General features: G+C 41.1%; 18 protein-coding genes. 12 read left to right on the top strand and 6 right to left on the bottom strand.

The window, feature by feature from the left end:
• The first annotated feature begins 48 nt into the window (after positions 1 to 48).
• Positions 49 to 456 carry a YccF domain-containing protein gene (locus tag AB4298_RS03555; protein WP_248998439.1) on the top strand — a complete coding sequence of 136 codons (408 nt, stop codon included), beginning with the start codon at positions 49 to 51 and terminating at the stop codon, positions 454 to 456.
• Between the two features lie 143 nt (positions 457 to 599).
• On the opposite strand, the gene AB4298_RS03560 is transcribed toward AB4298_RS03555, so the two are convergent.
• Complete coding sequence (locus AB4298_RS03560) at positions 600 to 1,340, bottom strand: substrate-binding periplasmic protein (protein ID WP_371985761.1); 741 nt, start codon at positions 1,338 to 1,340, stop codon at positions 600 to 602.
• 585 nt (positions 1,341 to 1,925) lie between these two features.
• Here AB4298_RS03560 and AB4298_RS03565 point away from each other — a divergent pair.
• Positions 1,926 to 2,153 (top strand): PGPGW domain-containing protein, encoded by a 228-nt coding sequence (locus tag AB4298_RS03565; protein WP_248998438.1) that lies wholly within the window; start codon positions 1,926 to 1,928, stop codon positions 2,151 to 2,153.
• 269 nt (positions 2,154 to 2,422) lie between these two features.
• The gene (locus tag AB4298_RS03570; protein ID WP_248998437.1) at positions 2,423 to 3,415 is read left to right on the top strand and encodes a cytochrome-c peroxidase; all 993 of its coding nucleotides are present in this window, start codon (positions 2,423 to 2,425) and stop codon (positions 3,413 to 3,415) included.
• A gap of 220 nt (positions 3,416 to 3,635) precedes the next feature.
• On the opposite strand, the gene AB4298_RS03575 is transcribed toward AB4298_RS03570, so the two are convergent.
• A complete protein-coding gene (locus tag AB4298_RS03575; protein WP_248998436.1) occupies positions 3,636 to 3,995 on the bottom strand; it encodes a DUF6508 domain-containing protein in 360 nt (119 codons plus the stop codon).
• Between the two features lie 422 nt (positions 3,996 to 4,417).
• Here AB4298_RS03575 and AB4298_RS03580 point away from each other — a divergent pair, with 422 nt between their 5' ends.
• Positions 4,418 to 4,825: a hypothetical protein gene (locus tag AB4298_RS03580; protein ID WP_371985762.1), complete on the top strand. Its 408-nt coding sequence runs from the start codon at positions 4,418 to 4,420 to the stop codon at positions 4,823 to 4,825.
• A gap of 158 nt (positions 4,826 to 4,983) precedes the next feature.
• On the opposite strand, the gene AB4298_RS03585 is transcribed toward AB4298_RS03580, so the two are convergent.
• Entirely contained in the window at positions 4,984 to 5,895 is a 912-nt protein-coding gene (locus AB4298_RS03585) for a LysR family transcriptional regulator (RefSeq protein ID WP_248998434.1), read from the bottom strand.
• A gap of 155 nt (positions 5,896 to 6,050) precedes the next feature.
• Between AB4298_RS03585 and AB4298_RS03590 the strand changes: the two genes are divergently transcribed.
• The 4 genes from AB4298_RS03590 to apeA all read left to right on the top strand — a co-directional run bounded on the left by AB4298_RS03590 (position 6,051) and on the right by apeA (position 9,577).
• A complete protein-coding gene (locus AB4298_RS03590) occupies positions 6,051 to 7,211 on the top strand; it encodes a homogentisate 1,2-dioxygenase (protein ID WP_248998433.1) in 1,161 nt (386 codons plus the stop codon).
• Positions 7,212 to 7,293: 82 nt separating this feature from the next.
• A complete protein-coding gene (hppD, locus tag AB4298_RS03595) occupies positions 7,294 to 8,334 on the top strand; it encodes a 4-hydroxyphenylpyruvate dioxygenase (protein WP_248998432.1) in 1,041 nt (346 codons plus the stop codon).
• 175 nt (positions 8,335 to 8,509) lie between these two features.
• Positions 8,510 to 9,130 carry a LysE family translocator gene (locus AB4298_RS03600; RefSeq protein ID WP_248998431.1) on the top strand — a complete coding sequence of 207 codons (621 nt, stop codon included), beginning with the start codon at positions 8,510 to 8,512 and terminating at the stop codon, positions 9,128 to 9,130.
• 60 nt (positions 9,131 to 9,190) lie between these two features.
• Positions 9,191 to 9,577: an ApeA family protein gene (gene apeA / locus AB4298_RS03605; RefSeq protein ID WP_371985763.1), complete on the top strand. Its 387-nt coding sequence runs from the start codon at positions 9,191 to 9,193 to the stop codon at positions 9,575 to 9,577.
• A 55-nt stretch (positions 9,578 to 9,632) separates the two neighbouring features.
• Here the strand turns inward: apeA and AB4298_RS03610 are convergent, their stop codons facing one another.
• Positions 9,633 to 10,835, bottom strand: coding sequence for a GNAT family N-acetyltransferase (locus AB4298_RS03610; protein WP_371985764.1), 1,203 nt, complete (start codon positions 10,833 to 10,835; stop codon positions 9,633 to 9,635).
• A 414-nt stretch (positions 10,836 to 11,249) separates the two neighbouring features.
• On the opposite strand from AB4298_RS03610, the gene ggt reads away from it, so the two are divergent.
• A complete protein-coding gene (ggt, locus tag AB4298_RS03615) occupies positions 11,250 to 12,965 on the top strand; it encodes a gamma-glutamyltransferase (protein WP_371985830.1) in 1,716 nt (571 codons plus the stop codon).
• Positions 12,966 to 13,168: 203 nt separating this feature from the next.
• Positions 13,169 to 14,128 (top strand): pyrimidine-specific ribonucleoside hydrolase RihA, encoded by a 960-nt coding sequence (gene rihA / locus AB4298_RS03620; RefSeq protein ID WP_248998428.1) that lies wholly within the window; start codon positions 13,169 to 13,171, stop codon positions 14,126 to 14,128.
• A 96-nt stretch (positions 14,129 to 14,224) separates the two neighbouring features.
• Here rihA and AB4298_RS03625 read toward each other — a convergent pair whose 3' ends face one another.
• Positions 14,225 to 16,159 carry a B12-binding domain-containing radical SAM protein gene (locus AB4298_RS03625; RefSeq protein ID WP_248998427.1) on the bottom strand — a complete coding sequence of 645 codons (1,935 nt, stop codon included), beginning with the start codon at positions 16,157 to 16,159 and terminating at the stop codon, positions 14,225 to 14,227.
• A 450-nt stretch (positions 16,160 to 16,609) separates the two neighbouring features.
• Here AB4298_RS03625 and AB4298_RS03630 point away from each other — a divergent pair, with 450 nt between their 5' ends.
• Together AB4298_RS03630 and AB4298_RS03635 are read left to right on the top strand one after the other, a co-directional pair.
• On the top strand, positions 16,610 to 17,617 hold the full coding sequence (locus AB4298_RS03630; protein ID WP_371985765.1) for a catalase: 1,008 nt from the start codon (positions 16,610 to 16,612) through the stop codon (positions 17,615 to 17,617).
• A gap of 262 nt (positions 17,618 to 17,879) precedes the next feature.
• Positions 17,880 to 20,207, top strand: a complete 2,328-nt coding sequence (locus tag AB4298_RS03635) for a TonB-dependent receptor domain-containing protein (protein ID WP_371985766.1) — start codon at positions 17,880 to 17,882, stop codon at positions 20,205 to 20,207.
• 121 nt (positions 20,208 to 20,328) lie between these two features.
• Here the strand turns inward: AB4298_RS03635 and AB4298_RS03640 are convergent, their stop codons facing one another.
• Entirely contained in the window at positions 20,329 to 21,903 is a 1,575-nt protein-coding gene (locus AB4298_RS03640; RefSeq protein ID WP_371985767.1) for a methyl-accepting chemotaxis protein, read from the bottom strand.
• Positions 21,904 to 21,914: the final 11 nt, after the last annotated feature.

A 21,914-nucleotide genomic window follows, 5' to 3' on the forward strand; every position in this document is an offset into this window, starting at 1 on the left:
CACTAATAGCAGTTGCCGTAGTGGCAAGAAGAGAAAAAGGAGCCTTAAATGGCTGTATTACGTTTAGTGTTTAATATTGCTTGGTTTATTTTGGGTGGCTTTGTTATGGGCTTAGCTTGGTGGTTAGCAGGTCTGCTGTGCTTTATTAGCATAATAGGCATTCCTTTTGGCCGTGCTTGTTTCGTTATTGGTGAAATGGCATTTTGGCCTTTTGGTCAAGATTCAATGAACCGCCGAGCATTAACTGGTAACAATGATTTAGGTACAGGTGCATTTGGCATGGTAGGTAATATCATCTGGTTCTTATTGTTTGGTATTTGGCTTGCAATTGGTCATATTGCGCATGCCCTAGCATGTGCGGTTACGATTATCGGGATCCCCTTTGCTTTACAGCATTTAAAACTTGCTATCTTAAGTTTAACCCCGATAGGCCAGACTGTAGTCGCAAAAGCCTAATCTTTACTTAAGCGATTAGCACTTAGAAAATCCACCTTTATGTTAGTGCTAATCGTATTTGTTGTTTTTATTAACCTAGGCATCGTTGGTAATGAGTATCAGATAAATTAGTTAATTCAAGTATTACCACTCATCAAAATCAACTATTTATCCATGTTATCTGCGACTATCTTTTGTACATCAATTTTTGCTAAGCCCTGATTAAAACGTTCACGCCATTTGCGACCTGCCTCATTATTCTTAAAGGCGACAAAAAGCTCTTTGTAAGTTAAACGTTTCTTATTTAATTGAAGTTTACCTTTTAAGTGTTTCATATTTGGCTGAGCCAAAATATAAGCTAGCACATGTTCATCAATAATCGCGGCATCAATACGTCCGGTACCCACTTTATTAATATTATGAAGATCCGAAGCAACAGCTTCAAAAGGCTGTGTTCCCTGTGTCACCATGGCATCAAATTCTGATGTATTGATATAATCTTGCACTACGCCAATCGTGTAATGATTTAAATCACTCTGCTGCGTCCAGCTAATAGGGTGAGATTTTTGCTCTACGAGGCCTAAAGCACTGCGGCCCATTGAGTCAGAGAACAGGAACTTTTCTGTTGGATAGGCATATTCAGGTAAGTAACCAAGGTATTTTGAGTCATTTCTTGAGGCCATCCTCACAGCTCGGCTCCAAGGATAAAAATCGACAACCAACGTGTGCCCAACGGCTTCAAGAGCCGCGCGAGCAACGGCGATATATGCGCCTTGATTTTTTAACTGTCCTCCAGAATAAGGAGGCCAATGCAGCGAGGTTAAATAAAGTGTTTCAGCATTTATTACTGATGAAAAACTCAGTACACAAAAGGCACATAAAAACTTAAGTCCCTTGATTAACAACTGTCTTCTATAAACACCATATCTATAGCAAACAATAGCTTGGGCTAACACGTGCTTAATGCCTGCAGTAGAAAATATCTCTTTATTAAATTCATACCAGTCAATCTATATTTAATGTACCTACAGAAGATTTTAGTCAACCTCGCTAATAACGCCAAAATCGCCGGTGTTTAGGTAAATCGCATAAGTAGCTTTCAGCATATGTTAACTAAAATTGGATCGCAGTAATGCAAAGCAAAAGTTTTATCAATAGATGTTAAATTGATAAGTTGATTGGTCGCTTCAATGCGTAAATTGAGGTGAAATGATGAGTCATTATCGCCTATATCAGCAAGCCCCTTTCTTCTTGTTAGTCCTTGTTACAATTAAGTCAAACTTACCGACCGACTTTGATTTACACTAGTAAGTAACTCTGAATAAGCTAATTCCTAACATGAAATTTCTATCAACCAATTAAACATGTAAGTTAATTAAATAACATTTGGTTTAAATAGAACAAGTTAGAAATTAGCCTCTCGAACAGGCTTTTGCACAGGGTTCAAACCCTTGCTTATCTAGGGTAATTAAATAGATAAAGGAAATAATATGCGGAAACTACTAATAACAATAATTGGGGGTAGCCTAACAATACTAGGCGCCGCATTAATTATTCTTCCTGGCCCGGCTTGGTTGCTACTGCCCATTGGCCTTGCAGTGTTAAGTTTAGAGTATACTTGGGCCCGTCATTGGCTAAAGAAAAGTCAAGCTCATATGAATAAAACCGCTCGCTGGCTTGACCGAAAAATACTTATGCGCAAACTAAATAAAAAGTAGTTGTCTTTAAAGTTTATCTTATATCGAGTCTATGAATCGCCTTTACAGAGTTATCCTCAATAAAGTGCAAAGCTCAACACCCAGCCTAACAAACTTAACTGCCACCCTACCTATCATTAGGTAGTAAGTCTGCGATATAGCTCTCATTTAATTAATCCAAATCCACGATAGTCCTAATCGAAACAAAGCGTTATCTTATATTCCTAAACCTCTCTATTATTGCTGCATTGATTTAACCCTATAAAATGTAATGTTTAGTTGAGGCTATTATGAATAAGCTTAATGTAATCTCCATTGCTCTGCTTTCTACTTTATCAATTGGTGCTAACGCGTCTAACGAACCTATCGAAATCATTCCTGCAGCCGTTATCACTAATCCCGAAAAGGTTGAGCTTGGTAAGATGCTATTCTTCGAACCAAGATTGTCGAAATCGGGCTTTATTTCATGTAACTCTTGCCACAACATTTCAACTGGTGGTGTTGATGCGCTACCGACCTCTATTGGCCATAACTGGCAACAAGGTCCAATTAACTCACCAACCGTGCTAAACGCTGAATATGGTCTAGCACAATTTTGGGACGGTCGCGCTAAGGATCTAAAAGAACAAGCCGCTGGACCTATTGCTAACCCTAAAGAAATGGGCTTCACTCACGATCTTGCTGTCGATACAGTACGTTCAATGCCTGCTTACCAAGCTCGTTTTGCCGATGTTTATAACTCAAAAGAGATCAACATAGATATGATCACTGATGCTATTGCTGAGTTCGAAAAGACCTTGGTAACCCCTAACGCACCTTTTGACTTATACCTTCAAGGCGACAAAGCGGCTATTACCGAACAAGCGAAAGCTGGCTACCAATTATTTAAGGATAAAGGTTGTGTGAGCTGCCATAACGGTCCTGCTGTTGGTGGCACCATGTACATGAAGATGGGCCTAGTCAAACCATTCCACACCAACAACCCAGCGGAAGGCAGAAAAGGCGTAACAGGCAAAGAAGCCGACAAGTTTGTCTTTAAAGTGCCAACATTGCGTAATATCGAACTGACCTACCCGTACTTCCATGATGGTAGCGTGTGGGATTTAGAAGAAGCGGTAAATACCATGGCTGATATTCAATTGGGTCAAAAGCTTTCAAACAAAGAAGTTAAAGAGATGGTCGCATTCTTAAACTCTTTGACAGGTGAGCAACCACAAATTGTGTTACCAATTTTGCCACCATCTAATAAAAACACACCTCGCCCAGTACCTTTCGCAGATTGATCGATTTGTATTGAAAAATAAAAAGAGCTGCATATTTGCAGCTCTTTTTATTTCTATACATTGTTCGCTGCTAACTAGCAGCCCTATAAACATCATTGCTACGGCTGAATTTGTAAACGCTTTAAAATTAGTCAATAAAGCCAAATAAGCCTTAATACCTTCAGTGGCAATATTAGCGATAGTACATAAGCCATTAAGCTAAGATCCAATAACAGAGCCTTTAACCAACTTGTTTATAATGCAATATTTGAAAACGTTCAATAATTGCAAGAAGCACACCTTGCCGGCGCATATTACTTAGTATACCGGGGCTAAAACGGTCAATTCGAGACATGGCGGTTAATAACAACTGACATTCATAAATAGACGCATCACCAATGTATTCAGGGCGATCAACCATATGGCTATTTTGATACCATTCATCCCATTCGAACTCATCAAGAAGCATACCGCAACGATCTAAGTCAGTGACAAACTCTTGTAGGCGCATATCCGATACATTTTGGTTATCGAGTTTCAGATCACTGGCATATTTAGCGTACAAATTTGGCGTGTAACCTTTTGAAGTATTCTTGTTCATTGTAAGTCTCCATTCAAATCAGTACCGACATGCACTTGTGATTAACTCACTAGTCGTATACATGCTTGCTATGCATTGCACGTACCAATTATTAATGGAGCTAGTCTAATGGAGACAAGCTGAACACAAACTTAACGTTCGCTTCTGTTATAAATCACTGTAATAAAAAAAATTAAATACGTTAACCTCCAGAGTAAGACTGTTATGACCGTATGTACCAAAATGATTTTTACCTACAAAATGCAATATTTAATAAAAACTCACCGAGATTGAGGCATCAAATAACAATGTGCTTTGCATCTAGGTTTGCAAAATGCGATATGTACTCACAGATCAAAGCCACTAATGTCCATTATCTCTTCTTGCCACGAGTATGATGCTCTCACGGTGACACCAACTTTACAAAGACAGAACCTGAGGCTGTGGACAAAAAATATGCCCTATACTTGTCACAAGGTTCATTCTTAAAAGTTAACGTTATGAGACAGACTTATTTAACACGAATATTCTTTGTATCATTGCTTAGCAGTAGTTTTTTAGCCATTGGTGCATACGCAAAAAATGATAAACATGATAAAGGCCAAGGCAAACCAGCCAAAGAACTACCTTACGGCTTACAAAGAAAAGCAGCTCATGGAGAGCCCTTACCACCTGGCTGGCAAAAGAAACTAAAACGAGGAGATAGGCTAAGTGATGAGCTTTACTCTCGAGGAAAAATTAACTCGCCAATAGATAAGAATGGCAATATCGTCATTGATATCGATAATACTCCGATTAAAATCAATCACAAAACACGAGAGATCATCAATATCTTAGTTAAGGATAATTAGCCTCGCAGTTTAGTATCAAAAAACAGCTATAAGATCCCGTACCTAGCTTGATCACAGGTAACAGATATTAGTTAGCAGCCGCTTCATTGGAGATATTGGCGTGTTAAATATGGGTTCTCGTTACCTATATCAATTTGCGAGTAACATATAGCGGTTAACTATCTAGTATCCATTGTAGAGTTCAACTCTGCGTTAAACTCTTCCATGATAAGATCGGTAAACAAACGACCTGCACGCCCAAGCGGTCTTTCCATGGTTGAAACTAACTGTGGAGTAAAGCTATAACGATTACCTCCCATAAAGTCGACTTCAACAAGTTCACCGCTTTTTAGTTCAGCTTCAATTAAAAAGTCGGGCATCCAGCCAAACCCCAGCCCCATTAATAGCGCATTTTTTTTCATTACAAAGCCTGACAGATAAAATACCTTATCTCCACCAAACTGCATTTCATCTCGGTAATGCTTATTGATTGATGAATCTTCAATCGTCAATTCTACATGCCGCTGCAACTCAAATAGGCTCAATTGCTTCTCTGTCGCTAACGGGTGATCTGCAGCGACCACTAAAACACTAGTAATCTCTGGTAATGCCTGAGGTCGATAACTTGGACCTGTGCGATAATCCTTTACTAGCATTAAGTCTGCACTATCGCGTTCAAATCTTTCTTGGACGCCACCTAGAAACTCCATGTTAAGCTGCACTTTAGTCGGAATTTGTAGCTCGGTCAGACGTTTTAGCGCGCGCATAATAGGCTTCATCGGCAAAGCATCATCAATCACCAACTCTAACTTTGGTTCCCAGCCTTCACTAAACTTGCTGGCTAAATGTTCAATGTTAGCAAGGTATTGCAGTAACCTTTGACCTTCCGCCAGAATAACTTTCCCCTCAGGAGTTAACTCCGCACGATATTGGTCGCGACAAAAAAGGTTTACACCAAGGTGCTGCTCGAGCTTTTTCACTTGATAGCTCACCGCGGACTGCGCCTTATGTAAACGCTCCGCAGCCTTAGCAAAGCTGCCCTCTTCCACTAATATCTGCAATACTTTAAATGCATCAACATCAATCCGCATAATGCTTCCCTAGCGTAAAGCTGAAATTACCATCTATTTTTTAGATGATGTCATAGCAATTATTATTCTTTTTTTTGTTTGTTTAAGCAACTAAATTGAAGATAGATCACATTTACACTGAAATACGTACCCGAGTACAACGAAGGAAAGCGAATATGCCATTTTATGTGAAGCAAGGAAATATTCCGACAAAGCGACATATCACATTTAAAAAAGACAATGGTGAACTGTATCGTGAAGAGTTGTTTTCAACTCATGGATTTTCAAATATTTATTCAAATAAGTATCACCATAATATGCCGACAAAGGCACTATCAGTGAGTCCTTATAGTCTCTCTCATGGAGAAGTATGGCAAGACTCGTTGGTACAAAACTATAAGCTCGATACTAAGAAAGCCGATTGTAAAGGTAACTTCTTCAATAGCCGTAATAAAATTTTCTTTAATAACGATGTGGCCATGTACACAGCGAATGTGACTGAAGACACTAACGAATTCTACCGTAACGCCTACGCAGATGAAGTCATTTTTGTTCATGAAGGTCAAGGTACACTTTATAGTGAATACGGCGCCCTTGCTGTAAAGAAGTGGGATTACCTTATTATTCCCCGTGGCACCATTTATCAATTAAAGTTTGATGATTACGCAAACGTACGCCTGTTTGTGGTTGAATCATCAAGCATGGTCGAAGTACCAAAGCATTTCCGAAACGAATATGGCCAAATGCTTGAGTCAGCTCCCTATTGCGAACGCGATATCCGCACGCCCGTATTAGAAGATGCCATTGTAGAGCAAGGCGAGTTTCCATTAGTTTGCAAATTTGGCGATAAATACCAACAAACTTCACTAGAGTGGCACCCATTTGATCTAGTCGGATGGGATGGCTGTGTATATCCATGGGCATTCAATATTCAAGAATATGCGCCTAAGGTGGGGAAAATTCATTTACCGCCATCAGATCACTTAGTATTTACAGCACATAACTTTGTTATTTGTAACTTCGTACCTCGCCCCTACGACTTCCACCCACAGTCAATCCCCGCACCTTATTACCATAACAACATCGACAGCGACGAAGTGCTTTATTACGTCGATGGCGACTTTATGAGTCGCACAGGTATTGAAGCTGGCTATATGACATTACATCAAAAAGGTGTGCCACACGGACCGCAACCTGGTCGCACTGAAGCGTCTATAGGCAAAACTGAAACTTATGAATATGCAGTGATGGTTGATACCTTCGCACCACTGCAACTCACTGAACATGTAAAGCATTGCATGAGTATCGACTACAACCGTTCTTGGATTGAAAACTAAACGGTTTTACCCATTTTAATACAAGCATTAGGTCACCAAAGAGTGGCTGGTCTGTAGTAACAAATTGACAGAGGAAATAACAATGGCAAGCGAACAAAACCCACTAGGCTTACTCGGTATTGAATTCACTGAGTTTGCAACGCCTGAACAAGATTTTATGCACCAAGTATTTATCGATTTCGGTTTTTCATTGCTAAAAAAATCAAAGTCTAAAGAGATTTTGTACTACAAACAAAACGATATTAACTTCTTGCTTAATACTGAGCGTAAGGGATTCTCAGCAGAGTTTGCTAAAAGCCATGGCCCGGCAATTTGCTCTATGGGTTGGCGCGTTGAAGACGCACAGTTTGCATTTGAAGGCGCTGTTGCCCGCGGTGCAAAACCTGCAGATGATGCAGCTAAAGATATGCCATACCCAGCAATTTATGGTATTGGCGATAGCCTCATTTACTTTATTGATACCTTCGGTGAAACCGACAATATCTATGCTAAAGACTTTGAAGATCTACAAGAGCAGATCATCACTAAAGAGAAAGGCTTTATGGAAGTCGACCATTTAACCAATAATGTCTACAAGGGCACGATGGAATACTGGTCAAACTTCTACAAAGACATTTTCGGTTTTACTGAAGTACGCTACTTTGACATTAAAGGCTCACAAACAGCTCTTATCTCTTATGCGCTGCGTTCACCAGATGGTAGTTTCTGTATCCCGATTAACGAAGGTAAAGGCAACGATAAAAACCAAATTGATGAGTATTTACGTGAATATGATGGCCCTGGTGTACAGCACTTAGCGTTCAGAAGCCGTGATATCGTGGGCTCACTCGATGCAATGGAAGGCTCGTCTATTCAAACCTTGGATATCATTCCAGAATATTACGACACCATCTTTGAAAAGCTACCACAAGTGACCGAAGACCGTGAGCGTATCAAGCATCACCAAATTTTGGTTGATGGTGATGAAGACGGTTACTTACTGCAAATTTTCACTAAAAATCTATTTGGTCCAATTTTCATTGAGATCATTCAACGTAAAAATAATTTAGGTTTTGGTGAAGGTAATTTTACCGCGTTATTTGAATCAATTGAGCGCGATCAACAGCGCCGTGGTGTGCTGTAAACTCACTCATAGCTAATACGAGCTAGCTAAAACCGCTTTTCTAACATAAAAACCCGCTTAAAAGCGGGTTTTTATGTTTACTGACCTATCCTCAACCTGTGTTTTTCTCTACACTGTGGCCTTTCAAAGGCTAAGCTCTTTTAGCCCATTATCATCCAAAAGCACTGATCTCACCATGCCTGATTTAACCTTATTAGCCGTTTTTTTACCGACATTTTTTTTCGTCTCTATCACACCTGGAATGTGTATGACCCTCGCCATGACATTGGGTATGAGCATTGGCTTTCGCCGTACCCTTTGGATGATGGTTGGTGAGCTTGTTGGAGTTGCCTTAGTCGCTGTGGCCGCTGTAATGGGCGTAGCCAGTGTTATGCTCAACTACCCTGACATTTTCTCTATTTTGAAATGGGTAGGCGGAATGTATTTAGTTTATATTGGCGTCAACATGTGGCGTTCAAAAGGCAAGATGGCCATCATTGAAGGCCAGCAAACACCGAGTGTTGGTAACTTAGAACTTATTTCACAAGGCTTTTTTACTGCAATTGCTAACCCCAAGGGCTGGGCGTTTATGGTGTCACTGCTACCACCTTTTATTAATGTAGAGCGCGAAGTGGCGCCGCAGCTTATGGCACTTGTGAGCATTATTTTATTTACTGAATTAGTGAGCATGATGGCGTATGCTGCGGGTGGCAAAAGTTTGCGGATATTTTTAAGCCGTGGCGATAACATCAAATGGATGAACCGTATTGCTGGTAGCTTAATGATATTTGTCGGGATTTGGCTTGCAGCCGTATAACTGCATATTGCAGTCATAGCGGCTAATCTGTTCTAACTCATCAATAATAAGGTGTATTCAATGAAGTCTATCAAACTGGTGTTACTCTTGGTTGCAGGCTTATATCTATCGGGTTGTACATCAACACCGATTGTAGAATTAAATAATGAACCTATCCCTACCAATAGCGCACAAAGCATTGAACAAGCGATTATTCAGGGTTGTAAAGCCAAGGGCTGGACGCCTATCGTAGCAAGCAGTAATACAATTGATGCTTATATTACAGTGCGCTCTCACAAAGCTCATGTACAAATAACTTATGATGATAAGTTTTATAATATTAACTATGTATCCAGCACCAATTTAGATTACGACAATGGAAAAATTCACCGTAATTATAATAAATGGATCTACAAGCTGTCTGCATCAATTCAGCAGCAACTGGGCACCCGAGCTCATGGCTATTAGAGGCACAAGCCCTAATCTATTTACCTAACTAGCTATTGTTATAATCCCTTGCCGTCTAGTCGAGGGATTTATAAGGTAGCTTCTGCTTAAGCTGTTGCATATAGATTTTGATGTTTTCAGCTTCTTGCAAAGTAAAGCTATGGATCGCTTGTCTAAATTCCTGATGCGCTATCTCATGGTTTGAGTAAGTCGCAATAGGCTCAAACCCTCTGGGCACCTTATGTTCGCCTTGAGCGCCAGCATCAAATACTTGCAAACTATTGTCGATACAATACTCAATACCTTGATAGTAACAAGCCTCAAAATGTAATCCGTCAATGTCAACCAATGCCCCCCAATAGCGGCCATACAGATGTGTTGCAGACTTAAAGTATAAAGCTGACGCAACGATTCGCTGCTCGTTATCCCGCACCACAAGTAAGATCACCGCATCGTTTAATGTGGTGCCTAAAGTTTCAAAAAAAACCAAATTAAGGTACCCATAATGCCCTGAACGTTTAGCATAAGTTTGCTGATAACAAGCGTAAAAAAGCTGCCATAACTCGGTGGTAATATCTGGCCCTTCTATAAATTCAAAGCTCAAGTTTGCGCGACTGGCTTTTGCACGCTCTTTTTTAATATCTTTACGCTTTCTGGAGCTTAACGTTGCTAAAAAATTATCAAAGTCGGTGTAATCACGGTTAAACCAGTGAAACTGCGTGCTCAACCGTTGCAAGCTATTGGTTTGAGAGAGTTGTTCAAATTGTGCTTTGGGTAAAAACAAACAGTGCCAGCTTGAAAAATCATACTCGGATAAACATTGTGTGAGAGTATTAGCCACTAATTGCCAAATAATATGCTGCTCTGACTGCGTTTTCGTTTTATCAATCCCTAAACGCTTTCCTGTTGTTGGCGTGAAGGGAACTGCTGATAGAAGCTTGGGATAATACGCTAGCTGATGACGCTCAAAAGCATCCGCCCAAGCCCAGTCAAATACGTACTCGCCATAGGAGTGAGCCTTAATATACAGCGGCATAACAGCAACGATGGTGTCTTTAGCACAGTGAGTATTAACCTCCTTTATCAATAAGTGCAGTGGCGTCCAGCCCGTTTTAGTACAAACACACTCACTAGATTCAAGCGCTGCTAAATACTCATGTTGATTAAATGGGTTGTCATCAGCCATTAAACGATTCCAGCTTTTCGCTGGGATCTTAGCAATAGCGTCAACCAGTTCAACTTCATAATCTAGGCTATTCAAATCACTGTTTGCTTGCACCGAACTCCCCCATCGTCAATGACCTCTCCTTGAAACTTGCTGTTAATCTTTAATGGCAAACAATTGGTTATATTAGCTTTTCTAACTGTATGCTGTGACCTGACAATAATGCATAGTTGTTTCGGTATTTGATTGAGCTTAGCTAAGCTTGCATTTACCGACAATAAACGTCACATTGCGTTTATCTGCAGAGTAATCACAACACTATAACTATTTACTGCAGATGATAACAATAATGCTAATCGGTTTTAGTATTAGCAGATCATAGTATTGCCACATTTTAGCCTGATACCATTGCAAGGATTTAACATGCGCGCCCTTAAGACTCTCAAGCTTAAACTTCATTGTTCAAGACCTCATATCCCCCGCTCGCTAAGCACTCAGTCATTTAAGGTATTAGCCTTCGCCATTTCAATGGCAATTCCATTAACCACGCTAGCCATTACTGCAATTTCTCCATTACCCGCCCAAGCAAAAGAAGCCTCTATTTATAGCCACAGGGCTACAGCGCAGCCCATTTGGGCAAAACATGGCATGGTATCTAGTCAAGAGGCTTTAGCGACTCAGGCTGGAGTCGAGATTTTAAAGCAAGGGGGAAATGCAGTTGATGCTGCTGTAGCTGTTGGCTTTAGCTTAACGGTAACCCTGCCAAGAGCTGGCAATATTGGCGGGGGCGGCTTTATGCTGGTTCACCTTGCAAAACCTAATAAAACCATTGCCATCGATTATCGTGAAATGGCGCCAAGCTCAGCTCACAAAAATATTTTTCTTGATACCGACGGCAACCCCGTCAAAAAGCTCAGCCGTGAACACGGCCTGGCTGTAGGAGTACCCGGGACTGTAATGGGTATGGAGCTAGCGCTCGAAAAGTACGGCACCATGACCATGCAGCAAGTAACAACTGCAGCGATTAACATGGCTAAAAATGGCATAGCAGTGACACCCGATCTGCAATCATCACTATCCGGGCTTAAACGCCGAATTGCCCAATGGCCAAGTTCAGCTGAAATTTTTTACAAAGCCGATGGCTCAGATTACCAAATAGGCGAAATTTTAAAGCAGCCGGAACTGGCCCACTCTTTGTCACTTATCGCTAAATCTGGTAGCAAAGGATTTTATCAAGGTGAAACCGCCAAGAAGTTAGTTAACGCCGTGCAAACTGCGGGCGGGATCATGACCTTAAATGACTTAAAAAACTATAAGGTCGTTGAGCGAAAGCCAGTCACTGGTGAGTACCGTGGTTATCAAGTGGTCTCAATGCCGCCGCCATCGTCTGGTGGTATTCACATTATCGAAATGCTTAATATGCTCGAAAACTACCCTGTTAATGAACTTGGGCATAACACAGCAGCAACCTTGCATTTAATGACTGAATCAATGAAGCGTGCTTATGCTGATCGCAGTGAATACCTTGGCGACCCTGACTTTTTCAACGTCCCGGTAAATGCGCTTCTCAGCAAAGATTATGCAAAGCAACTCGCCAAACAAATATCACTAAATAAAGCCACCCCAAGTAACGAGATAAAGCCTGGAAAACTTGCTCCTTATGAAAGTAATCAAACTACCCATTATTCAGTTGTTGATAAATGGGGCAACGCAGTTTCAAATACTTACACGCTTAACTTCAGTTATGGTTCAGGTTTAGTGGCAAAAGGCACCGGAATTTTACTCAATAATGAAATGGATGATTTCTCAGCCAAAGCCGGCACGCCAAATGGCTTTGGATTAATTGGTGGAGAAGCTAATGCAGTCGAAGCCAATAAGCGACCATTAAGCTCTATGAGCCCAACCATTGTAATGAAAGAAGGCAAACCCTACATAGTTACCGGAAGCCCAGGAGGCTCACGTATTATTACTACCACCATGCAGATCATCATGAATGTAATTGATCATGACTTTAATATCGCCGAAGCCACGAATGCAGCAAGAGTGCACCATCAATGGTTGCCCGATACATTACGGGTTGAACATACATTAAATCGAGACACGCTTAGTTTATTGGAAGCAAAAGGTCATACGATAAAAGTGAGTAATGCTATTGGCTCTACTCAATCGATTATGGTTACCGATCAAGGTATTTTCGGAGCAAGCGATCCACGCCGCGCAGGTAGTGAAACAGCTGGTTACTAAGCCACCTAACCTTGCCAGAGCTTAACGCCATTCAATGAATATAAATTGGGCCCTTACAATAGCGTTCGGGCCTTTTTATTCAGCAGTAATCTTATGTAAACAATTATCTCAATCGTTAAAACTATTACTCAGTCACAGTTTTATTTAGATTTAAAACCTAGGATATTCAACAATCTAATAAAACGCGACGATGCGGAGAAGTAATGAACCCTACAACAATGACAAAAAAAGCAAAACCAATTATTCTAGATTGTGATCCAGGTCATGACGATGCTATTTCACTGATTTTAGCCATGAGCAGCCAAACACTAAAGCCACTAGCAGTAACCACCAGCGCGGGCAATCAAACCCCTGACAAGACCTTAAATAATGCACTGCGGATCCTGACTCTACTCGAGCGTCACGATATCCCTGTTGCTGCTGGTGCGCCTAAGCCATTAGCACGCGAACTGATCATTGCCGACAATGTTCACGGCGAGAGTGGCTTAGACGGCCCCCAACTACCCGATCCAGCATTTGAACCATTAGCGATTTCAGGTATCGAGCTCATGGCTCAAAAAGTACGTGAGAGTCATGAGCCTGTGACGCTTGTGCCGTCAGGCCCGCTAACCAATATTGCTCTATTTTTATCGACCTACCCTGAACTGCACAGTAAAATTGAGCGCATTGTATTAATGGGCGGTGCCGCGGAAGCTGGCAACTGGACACCTGCAGCTGAGTTTAATATCTTTGTCGACCCAGAAGCCGCTGATATGGTATTTAAATCAGGGGTGCCTATAACCATGTGCGGCCTTGATATCACTCACCAAGCGCAAATCATGGATGAAGACATTGAGCGTATTCGTGTTATTCCAAACCCTGTCGCTAAGTGCGTCGCCGAGCTACTCGATTTCTTTATGATTTATCATAGAGATCCAAAGTGGGGTTTTGACGGCGCGCCCTTGCATGATCCATGTACTATCGCATGGTTATTAAAGCCAGAGTTATTTACCTCATACGATTGCTGGGTTGGTGTTGAAACTAAAGGTGAATACACCCAAGGTATGACCGTTGTTGACCGTTATCAACTCACCAACAATCCGCATAACACTCAAGTGCTGTGTAAACTTGATAGACAAGGCTTCGTTGATTTAATTGTTGAATGTTTAGAAGCTTATAATTAACCACACAATTTGATGATAGATAACTAAAAGCCACTTTCTTAGCTGAAAGTGGCTTTTTAACGTCAGTTTTTAATCATTAATCTATTGCACATCAGTTTAATCTTCAGCACTGACAATCAAATTGTTAATCGCTTTTGAGATCAAATCTTTTTTCATCTGTGTTTTAACCACTTTCTGGTTAAACCAAAAACTCATCGGCTGGTCAAAACCTATCCCATGCATATAGTTATATATAGCCTTGCGCAAACCTTCACCCAGCATTTCATGATCAGTACCGGTTGGATCGGTAAAGTCGACATCATTTTCTGCAAATAAAATCTCTGGTCGTTCGCTAAGCGTAATACCAAACTGCTCAGGATTAATGCCAATAGGGCTATGAATCGTAGCTACGAATCGGTGCCAATAAGCCGACTGGAAACAACCTTGGCTCATCATCTGACGTACCATTTCAAGTGAATCCACGGTTTCCTGCTCAGTTTGTGTTGGGAAGCCATACATCAAGTAAGCGTGGACTAAGATCCCCGCATCACTGAACGCTTTGGTTACTTGGGCAACACGCTCAACACTTACACCTTTTTTCATTAGCTTCAACAAACGATCTGATGCGACCTCAAGACCGCCACTGACTGCGATACAACCTGAGTCAGCCAGTAATTGGCAACGTGCCTCACTAAAGGTTCTTTCAAAGCGTATATTGCCCCACCAGCTGATCACAACACCACGTTCGATTAGTCGCTTAGCTAATGTAAACAACAGCTTTGGCGGTAGAGCTTCATCAACAAAGTGGAAACCTGTTTCACCGGTTTCTTCGATAAGCTGTTCAATTCGATCCACCAACACATCGGCGCTAGCCGCATCGAATCGGTCAATATAGTCTAAGCTTACGTCGCAAAAACTACATTTACGCCAATAACAACCATGAGCAATCGTCAGTTTGTTCCAGCGTCCATCGCTCCAAATACGGTGCATTGGATTTAGCATTTCACATAAAGACAAATACTCATCCAGCGGCAAACCATCATAGACTGGTGCGCCAACATCAGTTTGTGGAATATCATGGAGTTCCGCGTTTTCATTAAAATGAACATATGCCTCACCGTTTTCGTCTTCAGCGAGGAAATAAGTTCGAACTAAATCGTCAACTTCACGCTGTCCCTGAAAATATTCAAGAAGCGTAATAAATGGACGCTCACCGTCGTCAAGACAGATAAAATCGACAAATTCAAAGACCCGAGGATCTTTTAAAGCACGCAGCTCTGTATTTATAAAGCCGCCCCCCATTACAATTGGGAGTTCTGGGTTAATCGCCTTGCACGTTTGTGCAATACGTAACGCACCTAACATGTTGCCAGGAAAAGGTACTGTTAACGCCACCACGCTTGGTTGCGTTTCTTCTAAATATTGTTCAACCAACTGCTCCAAAATTTCTGAACTAAAGCTAGGCTCATCCATTAAAGTGTTGTAGAGGTTATCAAAGCTTGGGTTGGCCGCGGCAAGTTGCTCACCATAGCGACTCACTTCAAAATACGGGTCAACACCTTGTGTGATCACGTTAGATAAATCATTAATAAATAGAGTAGCAAGATATTTGGCTTTATCTTGTACCCCCAGATTACCAAACGCAGCTTGCAAAACATCGCCCGACACGGCTTCCATTTGAGCTATGGTGTCAAACGCTGGACCTTCGGGTAAAAATCGGCGAGAGTTAATCCGCATAGCCAGACTGGGATCTTTACCCTGCAAAAAGCGAATAGCAGGCTCTACTGTTAAATGGTAGCGGTCAAACTCAGCCAAAAAGTTAAAGATGACTTCAGGTAATTCATCATCTTCAAACTGCTCGAAATTTTGCTCTACATGCTGGCGAATCACCTCAAGCGCAGGCGCTGTCATCATTTCAAGAAAAAGCTCAATAGCAGGATCTCGCTGCACCGCCTCATAACCTCGAGAGCGTAAAAAACCAGTCAAATAGGCTGTAGCCGGATAAGGCGTATTCAGCTGGGTCATAGGTGGAGTCATTAGAAGAACGGTCATAACCTGCCTTTAAATAGTAAAACCAAAATACTCTGTTTGAATGTAAACATTAATAACTGAACAACAAAAATCGGGTCAAAACATCCACAGAGTGTGGCAGCTATTATTACTGCCAAAAAATAATGGGGGATTCTAACAAATGCACCAGATAAAAACCCGCAAATAAGTCTGTGCCAGCTTAAATTATCAACACGCCATTATAGTGCTGAGATAGCAAGCACATAACACCGCTTCTAAATGCACGACTTTCAAGCGTTAAACTACAAATTTTTTTTATTAGCCTCTTACAGCGCAAAGAGGATCTCGCTTCTCTGTGTTCGCTTAGTCAATATCTCGGAATAATGACTTTCGAACCATGACAATCATATGCAAATAAAATGCTCAGGCATTGAAAGATATTTTTATTATTACCGTTCTCTATTATGGTAAATCAACTTAAGAGTTCACATTATGCAGTTCACAAATAAACGTCTAACAAAAATAAATCAATTAATACAAGCCATTATTTATTCAAGCCTAGCACTAATTCCTATTTCAACTTTTGCCGCAGAAAAGTCTATCCCAGAATTAGTCGATGCGGTTAATGGCACTCTCGATTCAGCGAGTCGTGAAGCAGGTAAAAAAGTAAAACTACGCAATCACGCTAAAGGTTTCTGCACTTCAGGAACGTTTACCCCCGCAGCCGATATTAAAAATCAATTCAACATTCCATTTTTAGACCAACAACAAATAAACGTCACGGCCCGGTTCTCACTCGGGGGCACCAATCCTCATGCATCGGACAAAGGTTCAGGACGTTTTATGTCCCTAAAAATCGATGGCGACCAAGAAAGCCTTAACTTTGTCACATCTAACGCACAAGTGTTTTTTGCTAAAAACTTGGAAGACTTCTTTATATTTCAAACCAAAGTTAAACAAGGAGCACAAGGCAAGCAGTGGCTTATTGATAATAAACCCGATGCCAAAACGTTTTTCGAATATGTAAGCCAACGTTCACCAAGCGCCAGCTATGCAAATAGCCGATACTTTGGCGTGAATAGTTTCTTATTCAATACACCGGACAACGCCCAAGTAGCAGGACGCTGGATATTCGAGCCAGTCGCCGGTTCTGCTCCGTTATCAAAACCACAACTTGACGAAAAAACTGATGATTTTTTGCAAAACGAATTACTTAACCGAATAGACAACACACCAGCTATTTGGGATCTATATATCAAGTTGGCAAAAGATACTGACAAAATAAATGATCCAACCATAGTATGGCCAGAATCTCGACAAAGAGTATTAGTTGGCCAAGTAATTATTAATGGCGAACGTGACGCAGAAACGAGCGTACAACAATGTGATAAAAGTATTTTTAATCCTTTATTGCTACCCAATGGTATTACGCCTTCGGCAGATCCTATTTTAAATGCCCGTACCCCAGCTTATATCGAATCGTTTGTCAGACGTTTTTAAGGCTAGCGGGTAAAAAGGAGCTGGCTATAAAGTGTTTCCCAGCTCCTTAATCCCATAATTAGGACTTTCTCGATTGAGTACTGCATTTTATCAAGTTAACTTCGCATTAGCGTAACCTTCTCTTTAACACTGATGACTAGGCCATATTGCGACATTTGTAACATAAGCTCTTCATATGTAAATTGTAGATGATAATCATTATCATCTAGTTATTTTTCATTTATACTCGCCGCCATCTTTTCTTATCAATGAGAATACTCCGGTGTTATCACGTACTATTAAACTGTTTTCATTATCATTTCTTACATTGTCAATTCAATCCCATGTCTATGCACAAACCACTACTGAGCCGTTAGAGCCACAAAAACCTGACAAAAACACCAGGGTAAATGCGGCAAATAAAGTACTCGGTGCGCCAAAAGTTGATGCGATAGAAGTCATCGAAGTAACAGGCAGAGCCTACCCGCGACAACTTAAATTGACACCACCCGGCACTGCGATTATCACCATGAAGGAGATTGAAGAACAGCAATCAACCCAGTTTGCCGAACTCGTTGATGAACTTCCAGGTATAAATATAGATGGTGGTACACGTGTTGGTGGTGAACGAATTAACGTCTGGGGCTTTGGTGATGAAGAAGATCTTAATTTGTATTTAGATAATGCTCCATTAGGCTTTGAGCAGTATCGCTATGGCTCATTCTTTATCGATCCTGACTTAATTAAACAAGTTCAGGTAATTAAAGGCGCTCACGATGTTCGATCTGGGAATGGTGGATTTGGTGGCTCAATGTATGTAACCAGCAAAAGTGCTGAAGACTTTTTAAAACCCGGCGAGCATTTCGGCGCACGACTTAAAGCCGGATATAGCGATAATGACGACGAAAAGCGCAGCTTGATCAGTTTATATGGTCAATTAAATCGACACCTTTCAGCCATCGTAAACTACACCTATAGAGATGCAAATGACACAACTTTAGGTAATGGTATTTGGGGTGACAATATTGCCGATGAGGGTGAACCTGTTGAATTTGATAGCGGCAATGAAGCTAAGCTCCGTTACTCCGGATACCAACAAAACAGCTTACTAGCTAAAATTGATTTTGATTATGGCGCGCATTTAATGTCTTTATCTATGACTGATTATAAAGACGAAGGTCAAAAGCCATGGGCTAACCGTCGCGGTCAAATGCCAACAATTAGCGATTACAACATTAAAAAATATGGGGATTACGAAACAGCTCTTTACGCAACAACGGCCCATAATACCTATCAAGATACTAATTATGCATTAAATTATCGCTACACACCGAGTAACGATTGGATTGACACTCAACTGGTCATATCAACCAGTGATAATCAGCGCCACTGGGTACGCCCAGATATCGCATGGGAGAAAATGTATGTTTCTGTAGGCAACTTTGGACATGAGTCGTGGCTTGATTACAAACGTTCATTCGTTGATATTAATAATACCAGCTGGTTTGGGGATAGCAGCCTATTAGTTGGACTTCAGTATTTAAGCTCCGACCGTGATTCTTTAGTCTATAACAAGACATACGAAAAAAAAGAAGCCAAAAACTTTGGTTTGTATACGCCTTATTATCAACCTAGCGGAAAACAGCAAACATCAAGCGTGTATGCGGAGTTTAATTATCAAATAACGGATGATCTATTAGTTAAACCCTCTCTTAGATACGACCATATACGTAGTGAAGGTAAAGGTAATTTGGCATCAGACTATAATGATTTCGCGGCTGGGCACGACTATAGTGCGGTGTCACATTCAGGCCTTTCCCCGCGACTAGGTATCAACTATCAATTAAGTGATGAGACACAATTTAGTTTCGACTACGCCTATACACTTCAGGCGCCAGTTATTGATGATATTTACACAGTACAATACGCAAAGGCGAGTAAAGCCATCACGTCTAGCCGAGATCTTGAATTAGAACGCCTACATGCTTATAAACTCGGGCTCACTCAAGTCAATAACGACATATTTACCAATGATGACGTGCTCTCTACCCAAGTCACCTTGTACTATCACAAAGGTGAGAATGATGTCGCAAAACGATCTGGAGTTAATTCTGTGGAGCAAGCACAAGGATATAACACCAATCTCGATGGGTACTATAATAAAGGAGCCGATCTAATCTTAAATTATCGTTATCATGATTTGTTTGCAGATTTAGATGCCTCTTATATTACAGGCAAACATAGTGGCAGCTTAAAAGACTCTAGCGGTGAAGATGAATATCTTGCAGACTTAGCTCCGACTAACATAGGGCTAAAATTAGGTTATTACCTCACTAATGACTTAATGGTTGCTTGGCGCGGAAAATGGTATGACAGTAAATCTGAAGAGCATATGCCTGTTGCCAGCAGTTTTAGAACAGATCAGGCAACCGATGCCTACTTTATTCAAGATTTCTATATTGCTTTCACTGGCGAGTCTGGAGCACTCAATAACTGGGAAGCGTATTTAACTGTAAAGAATATTACTAATCAGTACTACAAACCCTATATGAGCGATGGTATTGCAGCTGCTGGTAGAGATGTTCGAGTCAGTGTCGCTTATAAGTTTTAATTTTCTTGCCTCTTGTTTAAAGGCCGGCTTTAGTCATTATGTAAGTGCTGTAACTTACGGCTAATGCGGTTACCTATAATAAGGCGCAGCTTTAAAAGCTGCGCCTTTACCTGACGTTTAGCTATATTTTACGCTGCACGCTTTGTTCCCAAAACTGCTGAGACAGATGATGTGTTTTTGCAGATAAACGCAATACTTGCTCGCCCCGCTCTGCAGCATCTTGGGTTTGTTGCAAACTTTCCAATGACAACTCACTGATCACTTGTATCGAATGGCTAATTTCATTTGCAACTGTGGTTTGCTGGGTCATGGCACAAGCATTTTCATCACTCATGAGATTCATCTTTTTAATCGAATCACGTAGAGCTTCAAAAGACTCATCCACCTGTCTAGCGAGATCGACTGATTGCTCAGCCTTTTGCTGACCAATTTCCATGGCTTTGGCTGCCATCGCTGTACTGTGCCTAAACTTACTCACAATGGATTCAATATGGGCCGTTGATTCGCTTGTACGACTAGAAAGCTGACGCACTTCATCGGCTACAACAGCAAAACCTCGCCCTGACTCCCCCGCTCTTGCCGCTTCAATAGCCGCGTTTAATGCTAAGAGATTAGTTTGCTCAGCAATGCCACGAATAACTTCAAGTACATTATTGATATCTTGGCTATCTTGCTCAATAGAGGCCACAACCGTCGCAAAGTTAGCCACTTCCTCTTTTAGCTGATTAATTGATTGCACTACACGTTCAAGCAGTTCATGGCCTTTCTCTGCCGACAAATTACTTACCGACATTTCACTCGCTGCGCTATGAATATTTTGATTCACTTCATTAAAGCTAGCGCTCATCTCTTCCATCGCGGTGGCTGCTTGGCTCGTTTGCTGGTTTTGGCTATCTGCACGCTCACGGGTACTGCCAATAGTGTCTTTTAAACTAGCGCTTAAACTTTCAATTGAGCCCGCAGAATCTGCCATTCGGCCAACAACACCACCTGTTTCTGTTAGTAAAAACTGTAAAGCAAAGCCCACTTTTCCGATTTCATCTTGGCGGCCAGTAAATACCCCTGTTGCAAGTGGATCATCTATAATCCTAGTGGCTTGTAATACCAAGCGATTAAATGGCTTAAATAATATACTTAGGCCCAAAGCGGTAATCATGCTCGCCACAATAACGGCTATTAAAGGTGAATATTGAGCCAATAACACAGCAGCTATTACAGTACAAATCATCAAGCTATATATTTTAGAGGTGAAGCTCAAAATAGGTTTTTTTAGGGCTTTCGGTTGCTTGCCTGCATTTACACTTTGATATATCTGCTCGGCGCGACTAATTTGCTCAGGGGTTGCTTTACGTCGTACCGATTGATACTCGTGAATTTTACCGTTTTCATAGACAGGTGCGATATACGCATTCACCCAATAGTGATCGCCTGATTTGGTTCGATTTTTAACGATACCAACCCAAGGCTTTCCTAATTTTACTTTATCCCAAAGTGATTTAAATGCCACAGAAGGCATGTCAGGGTGACGAACTAAGTTATGTGGCTGCTTTTGTAACTCTTCAAACCTATACCCACTTACATTAATAAAACCTTCGTTTGCATATTTAATATTACCAGCCAGGTCTGTTGTAGACAGTAAAATACAATTGTCGGTGAGCGTCTTTTCTGTCTGAGTCACAGGTTGGTTATTTCGCATACTATTGGGTC

The organism is Shewanella sp. 10N.261.52.F9, assembly GCF_041471165.1.
Classification (GTDB): Bacteria; Pseudomonadota; Gammaproteobacteria; order Enterobacterales; family Shewanellaceae; genus Shewanella; species Shewanella marinintestina.